Genomic DNA, 16,054 nt, shown 5'->3' on the forward strand with positions numbered 1-16,054 from the left:
ATCAGCGGCTGAGACGATTGCAGGCAAGCGCGGGCAAATACCGGCTGGCACAATATCCTAACGGCTTGACGCAACCCGGGTGAGCGCCAGCGCCGGCGTCGCCAACATCTTCACCAATACGTCCTTGAGCGGATCCCGCGTCCAGGCGCGGGTCACGTAGTCGCGATGGGTGATGCCGTCGCCGGTTTCGACGAACACCACGCTGCCGGGACGCAAGGGCCCGTCCATCTCCTCGGAGACGCTGATGCCCTTCTGCCTGAGCATGCTCATCAGCTCGCGGTCGCGTCGTGCGGTGTAACGGGTGTAGGAGCTGACGAAGAAGCCCGAGCGGTGGCTCTCGATCCAGGAGGCGAACTTGTCCATTTCGCCATAGACGGCGTCGAGCAGGACGACGCCGCGGACGCGGTCGCTGATGCCGCCGACCTCTAAGCTCCAGGCCGTCGGCAGGAAGCCGCCGCTATAGCCGACGATGACGATCGGCATGTTGGCGAAGGCGCGCGCGCTGTTGGGATCGCCGGTGAGGCGGGCGAGATGGCTGGCCGATTCCTCCATGAAGCGCTTGAAGCCGCCCGGCTGCCAGAATTTTCCGGCGCTGGAATCGGCGGCATCGACCGCCATCTGCGGCGCAAGCAGGATGGCATTGGCGCCGGAATCGGTGATCTGCTGCGGCACCAGCTGCCGGTTGCGCACGTCGCGCTCCAGCGTCGCGCCATTGCCATGGAAGAACACCACGATCACGCCCGGCTTGCGCAGGTCGAAATGCTCGGGCACGTGCACCAGCACGCGGCTGTCGCTGTAGGTCTCGTCCTGCCAGTAGACACGCCCCGAATAGCTGCGGTGGCCGCGGCGGTCGCCCTTGGAGATGTTGAGGAACGGCGCGTCGGAGGCGGGGTTGTTGCCGAAATAGGGGAAGGCCGACGACTTCATGCTGACGAGCGTGGTCAGGTCTTCGCGCGGCGGACGCTGGTAGGGGACTTGCGGCGCGAGCGAGGCGACCTTGTAGGGCGCCTGCTCCGGCTGCTGCTGCACGGCACGCTTGGGCGAGAAGTCCGACATCTGCCGTTGCAGGAAACTCTCGCTCGCGGAGGGGAAGCGCTCCCTGAACTGCGGGGCGGGGAAGCGATCCTCGAACGTGTCGGCGCTGGCAATCTGTTGGGGATTGGTCTTGGCGACCACCTGGACGTTGGCCTGCGAGTTCGCCGCGAGCGCTGCCGGATCGGACGCCTTGCCGCATTGAACCAGCGCGAGCGACAGCGGCACCAAGGCTGAGATCAGGCCGACCCGGAGCGCACGACCGTGCCGACCGGACGAAGCCCGATCGGCACGAATGTCAGCTCTCATGCTCGGAACGGCCCCGACCATCCACCCATGACCCCAAAGTCACGTCCATCGGCAATCTCTAGACAATTGAACCGAGGGGCGTTTAGGCGACGTTAAGTGTCCGGAGAAACTTCCCCACATCCGGAATGCTCAAAAGGACCATGCAATCGTGTCGTGATTGTGGGGGCGGGGAACGGGATTTTCCGGTGTTTGAGCCGGTTTATTGCCCATGACCACGCGCAGGAGGTGCGAAAATACCGATTCGCTTTGCCTCATTTAGCCCTTGTTAACCCTGCTTGAATTGACTGGACCAAACTGCACGATGCTCCCCATGAGGCGTGACGCCTGAGGTTAAGGACCGATGACGGCATCAGATGCGGGTACCGCCCCCTGGACTGGCCGGCTGACCGGGAACGGTTCGGGGGTCTCCGTCCTGGTCGCAACCGCCATCGTCATTGCCGACATGATCGGCGTTGGCGTCTTCACCAGCCTCGGCTTCCAGGTCAAGGACATCCCGTCCGGCTTCTCGATCCTCCTGCTCTGGACCGTTGGCGGCATCGTCGCGCTGTGCGGGGTGTTCTCCTACAGCGAGCTCGGCGCGATGTTTCCGCGCTCGAGCGGCGAGTACAATTTCCTCGGCCGCGCCTATCATCCCGCCTTCGGCTTTCTCGCCGGCTGGGTCTCGGCGACGGTGGGCTTTGCAGCACCAGTCGCGCTCGCCGCGATGGCCTTCGGCGAATATGCCAAGTCGGTCATTCCCGATCTGCCGCCGATCCCGCTCGCCATCGGCGTGGTGTGGCTGGTCTCGATCGTGCAACTGACCGGCGTCAGGCATTCCTCGACCTTCCAGCTGATCTCGACCATTTTGAAGGTCGTGCTGATCGTCGCCTTCCTGGTCGCCGGCTTCATCATCGGCGTGCCGCAGCCGATCGCCTTCACGCCGCAGCCGGGCGACCTCGCGCATATCGTCAGCGCGCCCTTCGCGATCGGACTCGTCTTCGTGATGTACTCGTTCTCGGGCTGGAATGCCGCGACCTACATCATCGGCGAGATGAACATGCCGCAGCGGAACCTGCCGCGTGCGCTGCTCGCGGGCACGCTGATCGTGCTCGTGCTGTATGTCGCACTGAATGCGGTGTTCCTCTATTCCACGCCAGTCAGTGCGCTCGCCGGCCAGCTCGACGTCGCCAGCGTTGCCGGCACCGCCATCTTCGGCAGCCTCGGCGGCCGCATCGTCGGCGCCATGATCTGCGTCGGCCTGATCTCCTCGATCAGCGCGATGATGTGGATCGGCCCGCGCGTGATGATGACGATGGGGGAGGACATTCCAGCCTTGCGCGTCTTCTCGAAGCGGTCCGTCAGCGGTGCGCCGGCCTATGCCATCCTGTTCCAGCTCGCGGTCGCGACCCTGCTGCTGTTCACGCGCAGCTTCGAGGCCGTGCTCGATTTCATCCAGTTCGCGCTGTTGTTCTGCTCGTTCTTCACGGTCGCCGGCGTCATCAAGCTGCGTATCACCGATCCCGATCTGCCCAGACCCTATCGCGCCTGGGGATACCCGTTCACGCCGCTGGTTTTCCTGCTCGTGACCGCGTTCATGATGTACTACCTCTTGACCGAGCGACCGGTGCAGTCGCTCTCGGGGATGCTCGTCATGCTCTCGGGCCTGTTGATCTATGCTGTTTTCCGCAGGCGGCCGGTCGCCGCTGGCAATTCATCACACCGCGAATAGACATGTTTCGACCCATGAGAATTGCGGCCGTCGCTCTTGCCCTCCTGGCCGCGGCCGTGTCGTCCGCGCGTGCCGCCGACGTCACCTTTGACGATACCGCACGCTTCCTCGCGGGCATGCAGCCTTCGGCGGACTCGCCGCTGATGCCGCTGACCAGAGACCCCAACTGGCAGCATCACGCAAAATTCTTCGACAACGCCTTCGCTCAGCTCGAGCAGCGGCAAATATCGAAGATCCGCGCCTGGGCGGACGTCAATCTGGCCGCGCCGCGGCCGACCATGTTCTACATGTTCAGCGGCCCGGACTTCCTCTACGCCAATGCCTTCTATTCCAAGGCCAGCACCTACGTGCTCGGCGCGCTTGAGCCGGTCGGCGCCGTGCCCGACCTGACGCGGCTGCCGCGCGGTTCGGTCGGCGCCGCACTCTACAATGTCGAGCGCTCGCTCGGCTCGATCCTGAGCTTCTCCTTCTTCATCACCAAGCAGATGAAGGTCGACCTGCACACCAACCAGGTCAATGGCACCTTGCCGATCCTCTATGTCTTCCTGGCCCGCTCCGGCAAAACCATCCGCAACGTCGAGATGGTCGCGCTCGACAACAAGGGTGGGATGCATGTGGGGAACGACAATCCAGGACCGAACGCGACGCGCGGTGTTCGCATCACTTTCGTCGGCGGCGACGGCGAAGTGCGCACGCTGTATTATTTCTCGACCGATCTTTCGAATGCCGGCGCTCGCGCGACCGGTTTCCTGAAGTTCTGCGAGACGCTCGGCCCCGGCAACAGCCTGCTCAAGAGCGCGTCCTATCTCATGCACTCCGGCAACTTCACTGTCGTCCGCGACTGGCTGCTCGCCAACAGCGCCACCATCGTCCAGGACGATTCAGGCATTCCGCTCGCCAACTACAATGCAAGGCAATGGCGCTTCTTCCCGTTTGGCCGTTACCTCGGACCGATCAGCGAATTCCCCGGACGCTACCAGGAGCGCTACGCCGAACTGTTTACGCGCGCCCAGCCGATCGACTTCGGCGTCGGCTATCGCTGGCGCATGCATGAGTCGAATTTGCTGTTGTCTGTGAAGGTACCAGGGACCGAGACTGCGCCGGCGGCGGAGACAACTTCGTCCGCCGAGCCGACGCCAAGGCCGCCGCGACCGAAGCGGCCGCGTCCGCCCGAGCCGATTCCGCCGCCGCCGGGGCGCTTCTTCTGGTTCCGCTGATTACCAGTGCACGCTCTGGCTCGGCACGATGAAAGCCGTGGTGCTGGGCGGCGTCGCAAGACTCGTGGCCAGATACCATCCTGAGCCGGCCGCGAGCACCAGCAGGGCGATGATGGCGAGCATGTCGAGGGTTCTGGGATCATGGCCGCGCGAGCCGTCCCTGAGATTTGCCGCAGGTCTGAAGTGGAAAAGATGGCTGATTTTCCAGCGCATTGTTGTTTCCTCCCGTGGGAGCATCACAACAACGCGAAGGGAAAGTTCAGGTTCCCTCAGGCCGCGTTGACGCCGCGCCAGCGGGCATAGCGCCAGGGCAGATACCAGCGCGCATTTTGCGGCGCGGCGAGCGGCACATTGTCGATGCCCGACGTGCCGTACGGATTGCAGCGGAGCAGGCGTGCGAGCGTCATCCAGCCGCCGGCCCAGAGCCCGAAGCGCTCGATCGCCTCATCGCCATAGACGGAGCAGGTCGGCAGGTGCCGGCAATTGTATCCGACCAGCGGCGAGAGCGTGTGGCGATAGAGCCAGATCAGCGCACGACCAAATCTCCGCGGAAGGCGAAGGATGCCTTCGACGGGAGTGGAACAATGCTCGCAGGCTGAATGCTTCATGTGCGTGTGCTGCGACGTTAAGCGAAGTGTTGCTCGGTTCCGACGCAGGGAACTGTAAGGTGTTGTTTGCGCGCCATATTTTGCCTGCTTTCTGGGAGCAGTGCAGCAAGTATCTGTGGACGATCTGTATTCGCCCGGATACCATTTTTATGACGCCGGTGTGTAGAAACATACGCCTGTATGATGGACTCAGAGGGCGCTACCGGGGATTGTTTGGCGACCTTGGGGCTTTGGGGAAGGAACCAGATTGAAACTTCTGAACTCCCTTGATCTTCGCAGCTGGTTGTTGGTGGGAACCGCCGTCTGTGGACTCGCGCTGGCCGGTGCCGTCGCGACATTCGGATCGTCGGCCCGAGCGGGTAGCGCTCTCGAAGAGCGCAAGCTGCCGATGAAATTCAGCTGGATCGCTTGCGAGCCGAACTGCCGCGGCTGGGTCAGCGCGGTCGGCATCATCACCGCCGATACGCCCAAGGAGTTCGAAGAGTTTGCGCGCGGACGCCAGCTCGGCGGTGCCACCGTGGTGCTCGATTCCAGCGGCGGTTCCGTCAACGACGCGATCACGCTCGGCCGGCGCTTCCGCAATCTCGGACTTTTGACAACCGTCGGCATCAGTATTCAGAACCGTGGCGGGCAATCGGCCCGTCCGGCGGTCGCGCCCGAGGCCTATTGCGAGTCCATGTGCGCGTTCCTGTTGCTGGCCGGCAAGAAGCGCTACGTGCCGGACGCGGCACATGTCCGCGTCCATCAGATCTGGATGGGCGACCGCGCCGACGATGCCAAGGCCGCGAGCTACAGCGCACAGGACCTGATGATCGTGGAACGCGACATCGGCCGCCTCGCCAAATACACCTTCGACATGGGCGGGGCCGGGGACCTGCTGTCGCTCGCGCTCAGCGTGCCGCCCTGGGAAGATCTGCATGAGCTCGATGCAGGCGAGCTGAAGCTCACCAATCTGGTGACGACGGATCTCGTCGCCGACGTGCTGCCGCATGTGGACGTCACAGCGCCGGCCATGGCGGAACTCGCACCAAAGACGCAGGCGAGGTTCGGTGCGGAACCGGAGCAGTCGACCAAGTCGACCAAAACGGCGGAAGCCGTGGTGCCCACGGGCAGCGCGGCGGCGCCGGCTACGGCGGCGCAGAAGTAAGATCATAAATCTTGGCAGTCATTCCGGGGCGCGCGTCAGCGCGAACCCGGAATCTCGATCGGCAATCTCTGGATTCCGGCTTCGATGCTACGCATCGCCCCGGAATGACGGGGGAGAGCTAGCCCTGTGCCGCGGCGGGCTGCTTGGCCCTGGCTTCGATCTGGCCGATCGCATCGACCACCGCATCGAAGGTCAGCAGCGTCGAGGCGTGGCGCGCCTTGTAATCGCGGACCGGCTCGAGGAACTTGATCTCCTCCCATTTGCCTTGAGGAGGGGCGCCATTCTCCTTGAGCATCTTGCGAACGGTTTCGCGTAACTCACGGAGTTCGCTTGCAGTCGAGCCGACCACGTGACTTGCCATGATGGATGAAGAGGCCTGTCCCAGCGCGCAGGCCTTCACGTCATGGGCGAAGTCGGTGACGGTATCGCCGCTCATCTTGAGATCGACCTTCACCGTCGAGCCGCACAGCTTGGAGTGGGCGGTCGCGCTGGCGTCGGGGGCCGACAGCCGCCCGAGGCGCGGAATATTCCCGGCCAGCTCGATGATCCGCTTGTTATAAATGTCGTTCAGCATGTGATGGGGTCCAACACGTCCACACCCACTTCCGGGCCGGATCGGCCTTGGCGGGCGCCGTCCACGGTCCTATATAGGGGCGGAACTGGTGGAAAAACAGTCCAGCGGTGCGGCGGCGGTGATCCCGATCTGCGCTATCGACGTTGTGACCGAAGGGCCTTTTCGCCAAAACTGTTCTCTTCAGGCGTCCGGCGGCTTGCCGCCCCGTCTGCCGGTGACACTCCGGCCACAAGGCCGTCGAACGGAGTAGACATGGACGCTACAATCAAGCCGATCCGCCCCAACAAGCAGCTCGAGAGCCGTCCGGCCGAGCTTGACCCTGCCGAATTCCTCGCGGCCGCCGTCCGCGCCGACCAGCCGCGCCCCGCGCGCGCCGAGGCGGAAGCGGCGGTGAAGACACTGCTCGCCTATATCGGCGAGAACCCCCATCGCGAGGGCCTGCTCGACACGCCGCGCCGCGTGGTCGAGGCCTTCGACGAGCTCTATCAGGGCTACCACCAGTGCCCGGCCGAGGTGCTCGACCGCACCTTCGGCGAGACCGCGGGCTATGACGATTTCGTGCTGGTGCGCGACATCGAGTTCACCTCGCAGTGCGAGCATCACATGATGCCGTTCTACGGCAAGGCGCATATCGCCTACACGCCGGTGGAACGCGTCGTCGGCCTGTCCAAGCTTGCCCGCCTGACCGACATCTTCGCCCGGAGACTCCAGACCCAGGAACATCTGACGGCGCAGATCGCGGCGGCCATCGACGAGGTCCTGAAACCCCGCGGCGTTGCGGTGCTGATCGAGGCCGAGCATACCTGCATGTCGGTGCGCGGCGTCGCCAAGCATGGCGCCTCCACCTTCACCAGCCGCTTCACCGGCATGTTCCGCGACAATCCGGCAGAGCAGGCCCGTTTCCTGTCCTTGGTGCGAGGCCTGCAGCGCTGACCTCGCGAATAGATCGGCGAGGTCGTCGTGTCCGCTCACTCCCATGAGATCGAGGAAGGGCTTTCTTTCCAGCCGCGGTTCGACGCCAGCGGCCTCGTGACCTGCGTCGCGACCGACGTCGCCACCGGCGATGTGCTGATGGTCGCGCACATGAACGACGAGGCGTTGCGCAAGACCATCGCGACCGGCGAAGCCTGGTACTTCAGCCGCTCGCGCAATGCCTTGTGGCGAAAAGGTGAGACCTCAGGTCAGACCCAGCGCGTAGTCGAGATGCGCACCGATTGCGATCAGGACGCGGTCTGGATCCGCGTCGAGCAGATCGGCGCGGCCTGCCACACCGGGCGGCAGTCGTGCTTCTACCGCAAGGTCGAGGCCGAGGGCGGGGGAGCCAAGCTGGTCTTCACCGACGCCGAGCGCCTGTTCGATCCGAACGACGTCTATAAGAAGTAACCTGCTGTCATTCCGGGGCGCGCGCAGCGCGAGCCCGGAATCCATCGCAAGGCATCACACGCGGCCCAATGGATTCCGGGCTCGCACCTTCGGTGCGCCCCGGAATGACGCGGGGCGGCGGGTAGAGCCAAATTAACCCCGCATTAACCATACCTGTCCCACGGTGAGACGACAGGGCGCCGAATTGCCGGTGTCGCTCAACGCCGCGCGGGGCGGGCACTCCATCATGTCGGTCGACAATTTCAGTGCCTCACAGACGGCGGTTCTCGATCCGTCGCGGGCGCGCGTCGCCGGCGCGATCAAGCAGGCTTCCAACATCTCGGGCGTCAGCTTCCAGTACATGCTGACCACCGCCAAGATGGAATCGGATTTCGATCCGACCGCGGGTGCCACCACATCGTCCGCGCACGGCCTTTACCAGTTCATCGATCAGACCTGGCTCGGCACCGTGAAAGAGGCGGGGAGCCAGCTCGGCTATGGCAACTACGCCGACGCCATCACCAGGACGTCGTCGGGCACCTACACCGTCGACGACCCGTTCATGAAGCGGTCGATCATGAAGCTGCGCGACGATCCCGAGGCCGCATCCGCCATGGCGGCGGCGCTGACGCAGTCGAACAGCTTCAAGCTCACCGGTCTGCTCGGCCGCAGGCCGTCCGACAGCGAGCTCTATATGGCGCATTTCATGGGCATCGGCGGGGCCGCAAAACTGATCGCCAATGCCGAGGACAATCCGCAGGCCGTCGGCGCGCGGTTGTTTCCCAACGCGGCCGCCGCCAACCGCTCGATCTTCTACGCCAGGGACGGCCGCGCCCGCAGCGTCTCCGATGTCTATTCGGTGCTGGATGCCCGCTATGCCAGTGCGGCCAATTCGAAACTCACGCGCAGTGCGATGGCGATGTATGGGGGCGCGCCCTCGACCACTGAGGTCGCCAGCGCCAACGGCGTGCAGCCCGCAGTCCCTGTGGTCGACAACGCCGCCTATCTCCAGACCTTCCCGAATTCACGCGCGGTGACGCCGGTCGGCGCGACCTCGTCAACGACGGTCGCGGATAATGCGCCGATCACGCCCGCATTCCGCTCGATCTATCAGCCCGGCGACACCACGCAGCCGGTCTCGGCGACGGTGCAGAAATTGTGGGGCAACAACGCCTCGCTCACGTCAGTCGCCTCAGCGACGCCGGACGTGCGGCCGCCACAGCCGCTCGATCTCTTCAGCGATCGCAGCGGCACGTTCAGCAGCTGATACTCGGCCTGACATTCTCGCTCGTGTTCCGCACGCGCCGCAGCGTGCAACGCTGCTGCGCAGGGCCGGGGGCGCGAGAGCAAAGCGGTTTTGTTCCCTTAACAAAACGTCAATAAAACCAGCCAGTTATGGTGAACGCTTTGTTAAGCGTCGTGGTTTATTTTGTGTTGCAGGTGACGAGCCGTCGCCATTTTCGTTTGTTGTGTAAGCCGGAAGCAGCATGATTGTTCGGCAGTTTATCAATTGGATCAGGACGGCGCCCGCCGGCGAGCGGGCCGAGGCAACGCGGGCGTTGGCCCGGGCCTGGCTGATCTCAGATCTCTCCCATGACGACCGCGTCGCCGCCGAAGGCGCGCTTCTGATGCTGCTCGACGATCCCTCGCCATTGGTGCGGCAGGCGATGGCCGAGGCGTTTGCGCGCAGCCCTGATGCGCCGCCGTCCATCGTGCGGGCGCTGTCGGCGGACCAGCCGACCGTCGCGCTGCCCGTGCTCGAACATTCTCCGCTGCTGATCGACGCCGATCTTGTCGACATCGTCGCCACCGGCAATGACGAGGTGCAGTGCGCGGTCGCCCGCCGCATCGCGCTGCCGGTGTCGGTCTGCGCCGCCATCGCCGAGGTCGGCTGCGCGGCGTCGGCGCTCGAGCTGATCGAAAATCCCCATGCCGAGCTCGCGCCGTTCTCCTGGACTCGCATCGTCGAGCGCCACGGCCATCTCGCCGCGATACGCGAGGCGATGCTGGTGCTGGACGATCTGCCTGCCGCAACGCGTGCCGCGTTGGTGGCAAAGCTTTCCGAGACCCTGGCGCAATTCGTCGTGGCGCGGAACTGGCTGAGCGCCGACCGCGCCGAGCGCGTGACGATCGAGGCGCGCGACCGCTCCACCATCAACATCGCGGCGCGCTCGCGCGGCGAGGACATGCAGGGCCTGGTGCATCACCTCCGTGTCACCGGCCAGCTGACCGCCGGCCTCATTCTGCGCGCGCTGCTGTCGAGCAATCTCGACCTGTTCGACGCGGCCTTGGCCGAGCTCGCCGATGTGCCGCTGGCGCGCGTCACCGCGCTGCTGCACGACCGCGGCGGCAACGGCCTGCACGCGCTGCTGCGCCGCGCCGGCCTTCCCGAGGCGACATTTGCGGCGTTCCAGGTGGCGCTCGATGCCTGTCACGAGCAGGGCTTCGTCGATAGCGACGACGGTGCGGCGCGACTGCGCCGGCGCATGGTCGAGCGGGTGCTGACCCATTGCGAGACCGACCGTGGCGCCACCGAGCCACTGATGGTCCTGCTCCGCCGCTTCGCCACCGAGTCCGCGCGCGAAGAGGCGCGGCTGTTCTGCGACGAGCTGGTCGCGGATGATGTGGTCGATCCCGTCTACGATGATCTGATCGCTGCCTAGCGAGATGCCGTAGGGTGGGCAAAGGCGCTCTTGCGCCGTGCCCACCATCCATCAACGATAGCGACAGATGGTGGGCACGCTCCGCTTTGCCCACCCTACGATACTGATCGTGATGATAGAGAGAAGACCCCTCACTCCGCCGGCACGATGCTCGGCGCGAGGATTGCCTCGAGATGCTCGGGGCGGTCGCGGTTGACCTGGGTGAGATAGTCGTCGGCGACCTTGCGCAGGCGGCGGCTGAGTTCGGCGGAGACGCTGATGCGGTCGAGCCTCGTGTTCTCATGCACGATGGCCAGGATGGCATTGATGTGGTGCGTGAACAGCTCGGCCGGCACCTTTTCCAGATCAGGGGCGTGCTCGATGACGCGGCACAGGCTCTCGGCTACCCCCGCCGCCGCCGGGAAGCCGAATGTCGCGGCATCGCCCTTGATGTCGTGCGCGGCGCGGAACAGCTCGTCGCGCCGCTCCTTGGTGAAGCCGTCGTTGCGGATGGCGACGTAGGCGGCCGACAGGCGGTTGACCTCGGTTGCCATCCAGTCCTTGAACTCGCCGGAGAGACCCGCGAGCGCCTGCTCGGCACGGCTGACCGGATCGTCCAGGTCCTTCTCTTCGACGCGGCGCAGAACCTTGCGCAGCGGATTGGGCTGCGTGATGACCTGATGCGTGGCGAAGGCTTTGACCTCGATGTCCTTTGCGCTGTTCTTCGCCATGATGCCTGCCTCGTCTGAAGACGTTGCGCTAGATGGAGGAGCGGGCCTTGTCGAGCAGCGAGGGCTGCTGCAGCACCTCGTGCTTTTCGCCGACGCGGCGCTCGGGGCCCATATAGGCGGAGTTGGTGTTGCGGCGCCGGTCCGGGCCGAAATAGGTCTTGGTCTTGATGAAGGGCCGGGGATTGGCGACGACGTTGAGGATGCGCTGGTACAGGCCCTTGGCCGAGATCGGCTTGGCCAGAAATTCGGTGACGCCGGCATCGCGCGCCACCGTGACGCGGCGCTTCTCGGAATGGCCGGTCAGCATGATGATCGGTGCGTAAGGATTGCCCTTGGATTCCGGCTGCCGGATCATCTGCGCGAGCTCGAGCCCGTCGAAGATCGGCATCGCCCAGTCGGTGATGACGATGTCGGGGACGTAATGGCTGTACATTTCCAGCGCGGTGGCGCCGTCTTCGGCTTCATAGACTTCACGTGCGCCGAACGAATGCAGCAGCGTCCGCAGGATGCGGCGCATATGCGGATTGTCGTCGCAGACGAGGAAGCGCAGCTTGTTGAAATCGATGCGGAACATGACGCCCGGGCCAAAGCGGTCAACCTTCGTTAACCATATCGTGGCGGGGGTTAACGAAGGGTTGCCGCAGACGGGGGTCAGTAGCCGAACTGCTCGCGCAAAATGCGCTCTTCCAGGCTGTGGCCGGGGTCGAACAGCATCCGCATCGAGATGCTCTTGTCCGAGAGCACCTCGACGCGCCGGACCCTGCGCACCTCCTCGTGGTCTGCGACCGCGGCGACGGGGCGCTTGTCGTCTTCCAGCACCTCGATCACGACATAGGCGGTGTTGGGCAGCAGGGCGCCGCGCCAGCGCCGTGGCCGGAAGGCGCTGATCGGTGTCAGGGCCAGCAAGGCGGCGTTGATCGGCAGGATCGGGCCTTGGGCGGAGAGGTTGTAGGCTGTCGAGCCAGCCGGCGTCGCCACGATGATGCCGTCGGCGATCAGCTCGGGCATACGCTCGCGCTCGTCGATCAGGATCCGCAAGCGCGCCGCCTGCGAGGTCTGGCGGAACAGGTAGACCTCGTTGATGGCATGGTGCAGGTGGACGCGCTCGTTGACGTCGGTCGCGCGCATCAAGAGGGGATTGATCTCGGATTCCTGCGCCGTCTCGAGCCGTGCGCGGAGATCGTGTGTCGAGTACTCGTTCATCAGGAAGCCGACCGTGCCCCGGTGCATGCCGTAGATCGGCTTTCCCGTGCGCATGTGGTGATGCAGCGTCTGGAGCATCAACCCGTCGCCGCCGAGCGCGACCACCACATCGGCGTCCTTTGGGTCGCAATTGCCATATTGCGCGGCGAGCTGGCCGAAGGCGACCTGGGCCTCGCTGCTCGGGCTGGCGACGAAGGCGATCCGTTCGTATCGCGAGGGCTTGGTCATGGCTTTTCGGGCAGGCTCGCTGGCTCGAGAAAGTTCCGCCGGGCTCGTCTATACGAGGTGGGGCTCCATTGTCGAGGATGACCACCCTTCAAGGCAAACGGCCGACTGCCGGATCCGGGGCAAACCGGGTCGTTTCGAGCCCGATCGGCCTCTTCAAGGGGGCGCAGCGTCAATGATTCCCCAAACCGTCGCAATTTCGCGCTAGCCTTGGAGCCTCACCGGCTGTCACAGCCGGTCAGGGAGAACGACCATGGTCACGGGCTTGCGGGCGCTGCGTTGCACGGCCTTGGTGCTGGCGGTGTCGGCTTTCGCACTCGCAGGATTTGCGCGCGCTGATGATCCGCCGCAGCCGCGCTCGGAGACGGCGGCGCCAGCCGGACAGAAGGGCGGGCGCGGTGGTGGCGCGCAAAGCGCGTCGCAGAATTCGCCGTCCGCCGAGCCGCACCGTCTCCCGCCGGACTCGACCACGAAGCAAACGCTCGATCTGCCCGGCCGTACCCTCAACTTCGCCGCGACGGCGGGCTCGATCCGCGTGTTCGACGGCAAGGGCGAGCCGTTGGCCGACATCGCCTATACATCCTACGAGCTCGACGGTGCCGACCGCGCGACGCGCCCGGTGACCTTCCTGTTCAACGGCGGACCCGGCGCGTCCTCGGCCTGGCTCCAGTTCGGCGCTGCGGGTCCGTGGCGGCTGCCGCTCGACGGCGAAGCGCTGTCGCCGTCGGCCTCGCCCGAGGTGAAGCCGAATGCGGAGACCTGGCTCGACTTCACCGATCTCGTCTTCATCGACCCCGTCAGCACCGGTTACAGCCGCCTCGTTGCGAGCGGCGAGGACGCTCGCAAGTCGTTCTACTCGGTTGACGGCGACGTCAATTCGATCGCGCTCGTGATCCGCCGCTGGCTCGAGAAACACGACCGGCTGATCTCGCCGAAATACGTCGGGGGTGAAAGCTATGGCGGCATTCGCGGGCCGAAGGTGGTGCGCCAGTTGCAGATCCAGCACGGCGTCGGCGTCAGGGGATTGATCCTGGTGTCGCCGCTGCTCGACTTCCGCGAGTTCACAGGCACGAGCCTCCTGCAATATGTCGCGACGCTGCCGAGCTATGTGGCGGTGGCGCGCGAAGCCAAAGGTCCCGTCAAGCGCGCCGATCTCGCCGACGTCGAGGCTTACGCGCGCGGCGAATTCCTGGCTGACCTCGTCAAGGGCGAGGCCGACAGGGAGGCAACCACCCGCCTGGCCGACAAGGTCGCCGAGCTCACCGGCATCGACCAGGCGGTGAGCCGCAGGCTTGCCGGCCGCTTCGACGTCGGCGAATTCCGCCGCGAGTTCGACCGCAAGAACGGCAGGGTGACGGGACGTTACGACGGCTCGGTGCGCGGCTACGATCCCTATCCGGATTCGGGCAGCTCCCGTTTCGGCGACCCTTCCGGCGATGCGCTCCAGGCGCCGCTGACGAGCGCGGCGGTCGATGTCCTCACGCGCAAGCTCAACTGGCGGCCCGACGGCTCCTACGAGGTCCTGAACGGCAGCGTCGAGGGCAACTGGGATTTCGGCCGCGGCATCAATCCGCCGCAATCGGTGTCGGACCTGCGTCAGATCCTCGCAACCGACGCGAAGCTGAATGTGCTGGTCGCGCACGGACTGTTCGATCTCGCCACACCCTATTTCGGGACGAAGCGGGTGCTCGACCAATTGCCGGCCTTCGCGACCCGGCGCGTGAAATTCGCCGTCTATCCCGGCGGTCACATGTTCTATTCGCGCGACGGCTCACGGCAGGCGCTACGCGGCGAGGTCGAGGCGCTCATTCGGGAATAGAGCATGATCCGGACCCGAAGGGCCGCGTTAGCGCAAAGTGCGCAGCGGTTTTCCGACGAGATCATGCTTAACTAGACGGGCCGCCGCTTGCGCGGCGGATAACGGCGCGCGATCTCGCGTGCCACGACTTTTTCCGGCTTCACATTGGCGCCCGCAATCCAGATGTCGCTGATCCTCCCGCGCTTGTCGCGGACGCGGCGCACCGGCTCGCCGTGACTTGAATAGCCGGCGGCCCAGGCGAGCTTGCCGCTGTCGCGGCCGGTCACCTCGATCTCGCCGGCGTCCATGAACGGATTGTTGAACTGTGGGTTGGCGAGCAGCACGCGGTTGCCCATCGGGACAAAGTCTGTCGCGCCCCAGATCGTCCACCAGCGGCCGGTCCAGTCACGTACGCGGCGGTCGGGGGCGCCGCGGGTCTTGAAGGCGCGCAGGATCTGCATCGCGCCGTCCATCCAGAACGGCGCCGCGCCGTCGAGGGAGTTGCTGAGGATGCTGATCGCGAGCTCGCAGACGGGAATCGAACAGGTGCGCGAGATGTAGCCCTGAAAACCGCCGCTATGGCCGAACCAGTCCCAGCCGTCGGTCTTGCCGGCGTTGACGCCGAGACCGTAATAGGCCTCGAAGCTCTGCGGGATGCGCCAATGATGCCGCGTCATTTCACGGCGGCTCGCGACCGAGAGCACGCTCCTTTTCGCGTTGGGTGCAAGCTGCGCGAAGAAGCGGGCGGTGTCGGCGGCGGTGGCGACGAAGCCGGCGGCCGAGGCCATGGCATATGCGGGATTGTCGCCGGGGATCACGCAGCGCTCGCCGAACGGCAGTTTTCGCGTATGGCCGCGTGCGAACAGCGCGCCCCGGGGCAGCGGCGCATTCGGCTCGGTCTCGCGCAGCCCCGCGGGCTCGATGATCTCGCGCTTGATCCAGACGGAGTAGGGCTCCTTCGTCACCGCTTCGATGACGAGACCGATCAGGGCAAAACCGTGATTGGAATATTTGAAGCGCGTGCCGGGCTCGATCGCCGTCGGCAGCTTTAGCTCCGCGAGCAGCTCTTTGGCGTCGAGATAGGAGCGGCTGTCGATGAACTGGCCGGAATCGGCGCCGTCGCGCGTCAGCCCGGCACTGTGCGAGAGCACCTGCGCAATCGTCGTTTCGGCGACGCGCGGGTGCAGGCCGCCGACATACTGGCCGACCGTGTCATCGAGCCGGAGCTTGCGCTGCTCGCGCAGCTTCATGATGCCGGCGGAGGTGAAGCTCTTGGAGTGCGAGGCGATGCGGAAGCGGTGACGCGGGGTGAGCTTCTCGCCGGTGTCGAGATTGGCGAGGCCGAATGCATGCTCGGCGACGATCTCGCCGCGATGGGCGAAGGCGACGATGACGCCGGGCTGCTGGATTGTCGTCTGCTGGAATTCAATCCAGGAGCCGATGTAGTCGATCGCGGATCGCAGCCACGTATCCATTGCGCACCAATCGTAAGGGAGGA

The 16,054-nt window shown here is 65.1% G+C and carries 16 protein-coding genes; 8 read left to right on the forward strand and 8 right to left on the reverse strand.

From position 1 onward, the window contains the following. Nucleotides 1–57: 57 nt before the first annotated feature. A complete protein-coding gene (locus tag XH79_RS34230) occupies nucleotides 58–1,362 on the reverse strand; it encodes an alpha/beta hydrolase (protein ID WP_271584533.1) in 1,305 nt (434 codons plus the stop codon). Between the two features lie 319 nt (nucleotides 1,363–1,681). Here XH79_RS34230 and XH79_RS34235 point away from each other — a divergent pair, with 319 nt between their 5' ends. Both XH79_RS34235 and XH79_RS34240 read left to right on the forward strand, forming a co-directional pair. After that, nucleotides 1,682–3,049 (forward strand): APC family permease, encoded by a 1,368-nt coding sequence (locus XH79_RS34235; RefSeq protein ID WP_271584534.1) that lies wholly within the window; start codon nucleotides 1,682–1,684, stop codon nucleotides 3,047–3,049. Between the two features lie 2 nt (nucleotides 3,050–3,051). Further along, nucleotides 3,052–4,266, forward strand: coding sequence for a hypothetical protein (locus tag XH79_RS34240; RefSeq protein WP_271584535.1), 1,215 nt, complete (start codon nucleotides 3,052–3,054; stop codon nucleotides 4,264–4,266). Here XH79_RS34240 and XH79_RS34245 read toward each other — a convergent pair whose 3' ends face one another. Together XH79_RS34245 and yidD are read right to left on the reverse strand one after the other, a co-directional pair. Continuing rightward, nucleotides 4,267–4,479: a hypothetical protein gene (locus tag XH79_RS34245; protein WP_271584536.1), complete on the reverse strand. Its 213-nt coding sequence runs from the start codon at nucleotides 4,477–4,479 to the stop codon at nucleotides 4,267–4,269. Nucleotides 4,480–4,535: 56 nt separating this feature from the next. After that, on the reverse strand, nucleotides 4,536–4,874 hold the full coding sequence (gene yidD / locus XH79_RS34250) for a membrane protein insertion efficiency factor YidD (RefSeq protein ID WP_271584537.1): 339 nt from the start codon (nucleotides 4,872–4,874) through the stop codon (nucleotides 4,536–4,538). A 247-nt stretch (nucleotides 4,875–5,121) separates the two neighbouring features. Here yidD and XH79_RS34255 point away from each other — a divergent pair, with 247 nt between their 5' ends. Continuing rightward, nucleotides 5,122–6,021, forward strand: a complete 900-nt coding sequence (locus XH79_RS34255) for a hypothetical protein (protein ID WP_212341401.1) — start codon at nucleotides 5,122–5,124, stop codon at nucleotides 6,019–6,021. A gap of 118 nt (nucleotides 6,022–6,139) precedes the next feature. On the opposite strand, the gene XH79_RS34260 is transcribed toward XH79_RS34255, so the two are convergent. Further along, nucleotides 6,140–6,595: an iron-sulfur cluster assembly scaffold protein gene (locus XH79_RS34260; protein ID WP_212341402.1), complete on the reverse strand. Its 456-nt coding sequence runs from the start codon at nucleotides 6,593–6,595 to the stop codon at nucleotides 6,140–6,142. Nucleotides 6,596–6,847: 252 nt separating this feature from the next. Here XH79_RS34260 and folE point away from each other — a divergent pair, with 252 nt between their 5' ends. The 4 genes from folE to XH79_RS34280 all read left to right on the forward strand — a co-directional run bounded on the left by folE (nucleotide 6,848) and on the right by XH79_RS34280 (nucleotide 10,620). Then, the gene (gene folE / locus XH79_RS34265) at nucleotides 6,848–7,528 is read left to right on the forward strand and encodes a GTP cyclohydrolase I FolE (protein WP_212341403.1); all 681 of its coding nucleotides are present in this window, start codon (nucleotides 6,848–6,850) and stop codon (nucleotides 7,526–7,528) included. A gap of 27 nt (nucleotides 7,529–7,555) precedes the next feature. Continuing rightward, complete coding sequence (gene hisI / locus XH79_RS34270; RefSeq protein WP_271584538.1) at nucleotides 7,556–7,978, forward strand: phosphoribosyl-AMP cyclohydrolase; 423 nt, start codon at nucleotides 7,556–7,558, stop codon at nucleotides 7,976–7,978. Nucleotides 7,979–8,162: 184 nt separating this feature from the next. Further along, the gene (locus XH79_RS34275) at nucleotides 8,163–9,224 is read left to right on the forward strand and encodes a lytic transglycosylase domain-containing protein (protein WP_271584757.1); all 1,062 of its coding nucleotides are present in this window, start codon (nucleotides 8,163–8,165) and stop codon (nucleotides 9,222–9,224) included. Nucleotides 9,225–9,444: 220 nt separating this feature from the next. Continuing rightward, nucleotides 9,445–10,620, forward strand: coding sequence for a DUF2336 domain-containing protein (locus XH79_RS34280; RefSeq protein ID WP_271584539.1), 1,176 nt, complete (start codon nucleotides 9,445–9,447; stop codon nucleotides 10,618–10,620). A 131-nt stretch (nucleotides 10,621–10,751) separates the two neighbouring features. Here XH79_RS34280 and XH79_RS34285 read toward each other — a convergent pair whose 3' ends face one another. The 3 genes from XH79_RS34285 to XH79_RS34295 all read right to left on the reverse strand — a co-directional run bounded on the left by XH79_RS34285 (nucleotide 10,752) and on the right by XH79_RS34295 (nucleotide 12,761). Next, entirely contained in the window at nucleotides 10,752–11,330 is a 579-nt protein-coding gene (locus XH79_RS34285; RefSeq protein WP_212341407.1) for an Hpt domain-containing protein, read from the reverse strand. A gap of 28 nt (nucleotides 11,331–11,358) precedes the next feature. Next, nucleotides 11,359–11,904, reverse strand: a complete 546-nt coding sequence (locus XH79_RS34290) for a response regulator (protein ID WP_008549760.1) — start codon at nucleotides 11,902–11,904, stop codon at nucleotides 11,359–11,361. Nucleotides 11,905–11,981: 77 nt separating this feature from the next. Further along, on the reverse strand, nucleotides 11,982–12,761 hold the full coding sequence (locus XH79_RS34295; protein ID WP_212341408.1) for an NAD kinase: 780 nt from the start codon (nucleotides 12,759–12,761) through the stop codon (nucleotides 11,982–11,984). Between the two features lie 250 nt (nucleotides 12,762–13,011). Here XH79_RS34295 and XH79_RS34300 point away from each other — a divergent pair, with 250 nt between their 5' ends. Further along, on the forward strand, nucleotides 13,012–14,577 hold the full coding sequence (locus tag XH79_RS34300) for a S10 family peptidase (RefSeq protein ID WP_271584540.1): 1,566 nt from the start codon (nucleotides 13,012–13,014) through the stop codon (nucleotides 14,575–14,577). Between the two features lie 71 nt (nucleotides 14,578–14,648). Here the strand turns inward: XH79_RS34300 and XH79_RS34305 are convergent, their stop codons facing one another. After that, complete coding sequence (locus tag XH79_RS34305; RefSeq protein WP_271584541.1) at nucleotides 14,649–16,031, reverse strand: serine hydrolase domain-containing protein; 1,383 nt, start codon at nucleotides 16,029–16,031, stop codon at nucleotides 14,649–14,651. Nucleotides 16,032–16,054 lie beyond the last annotated feature (23 nt).

Origin of the sequence: Bradyrhizobium sp. CCBAU 45389, assembly GCF_028128625.1 — a bacterium.
Lineage (GTDB): Bacteria > Pseudomonadota > Alphaproteobacteria > Rhizobiales > Xanthobacteraceae > Bradyrhizobium > Bradyrhizobium liaoningense_B.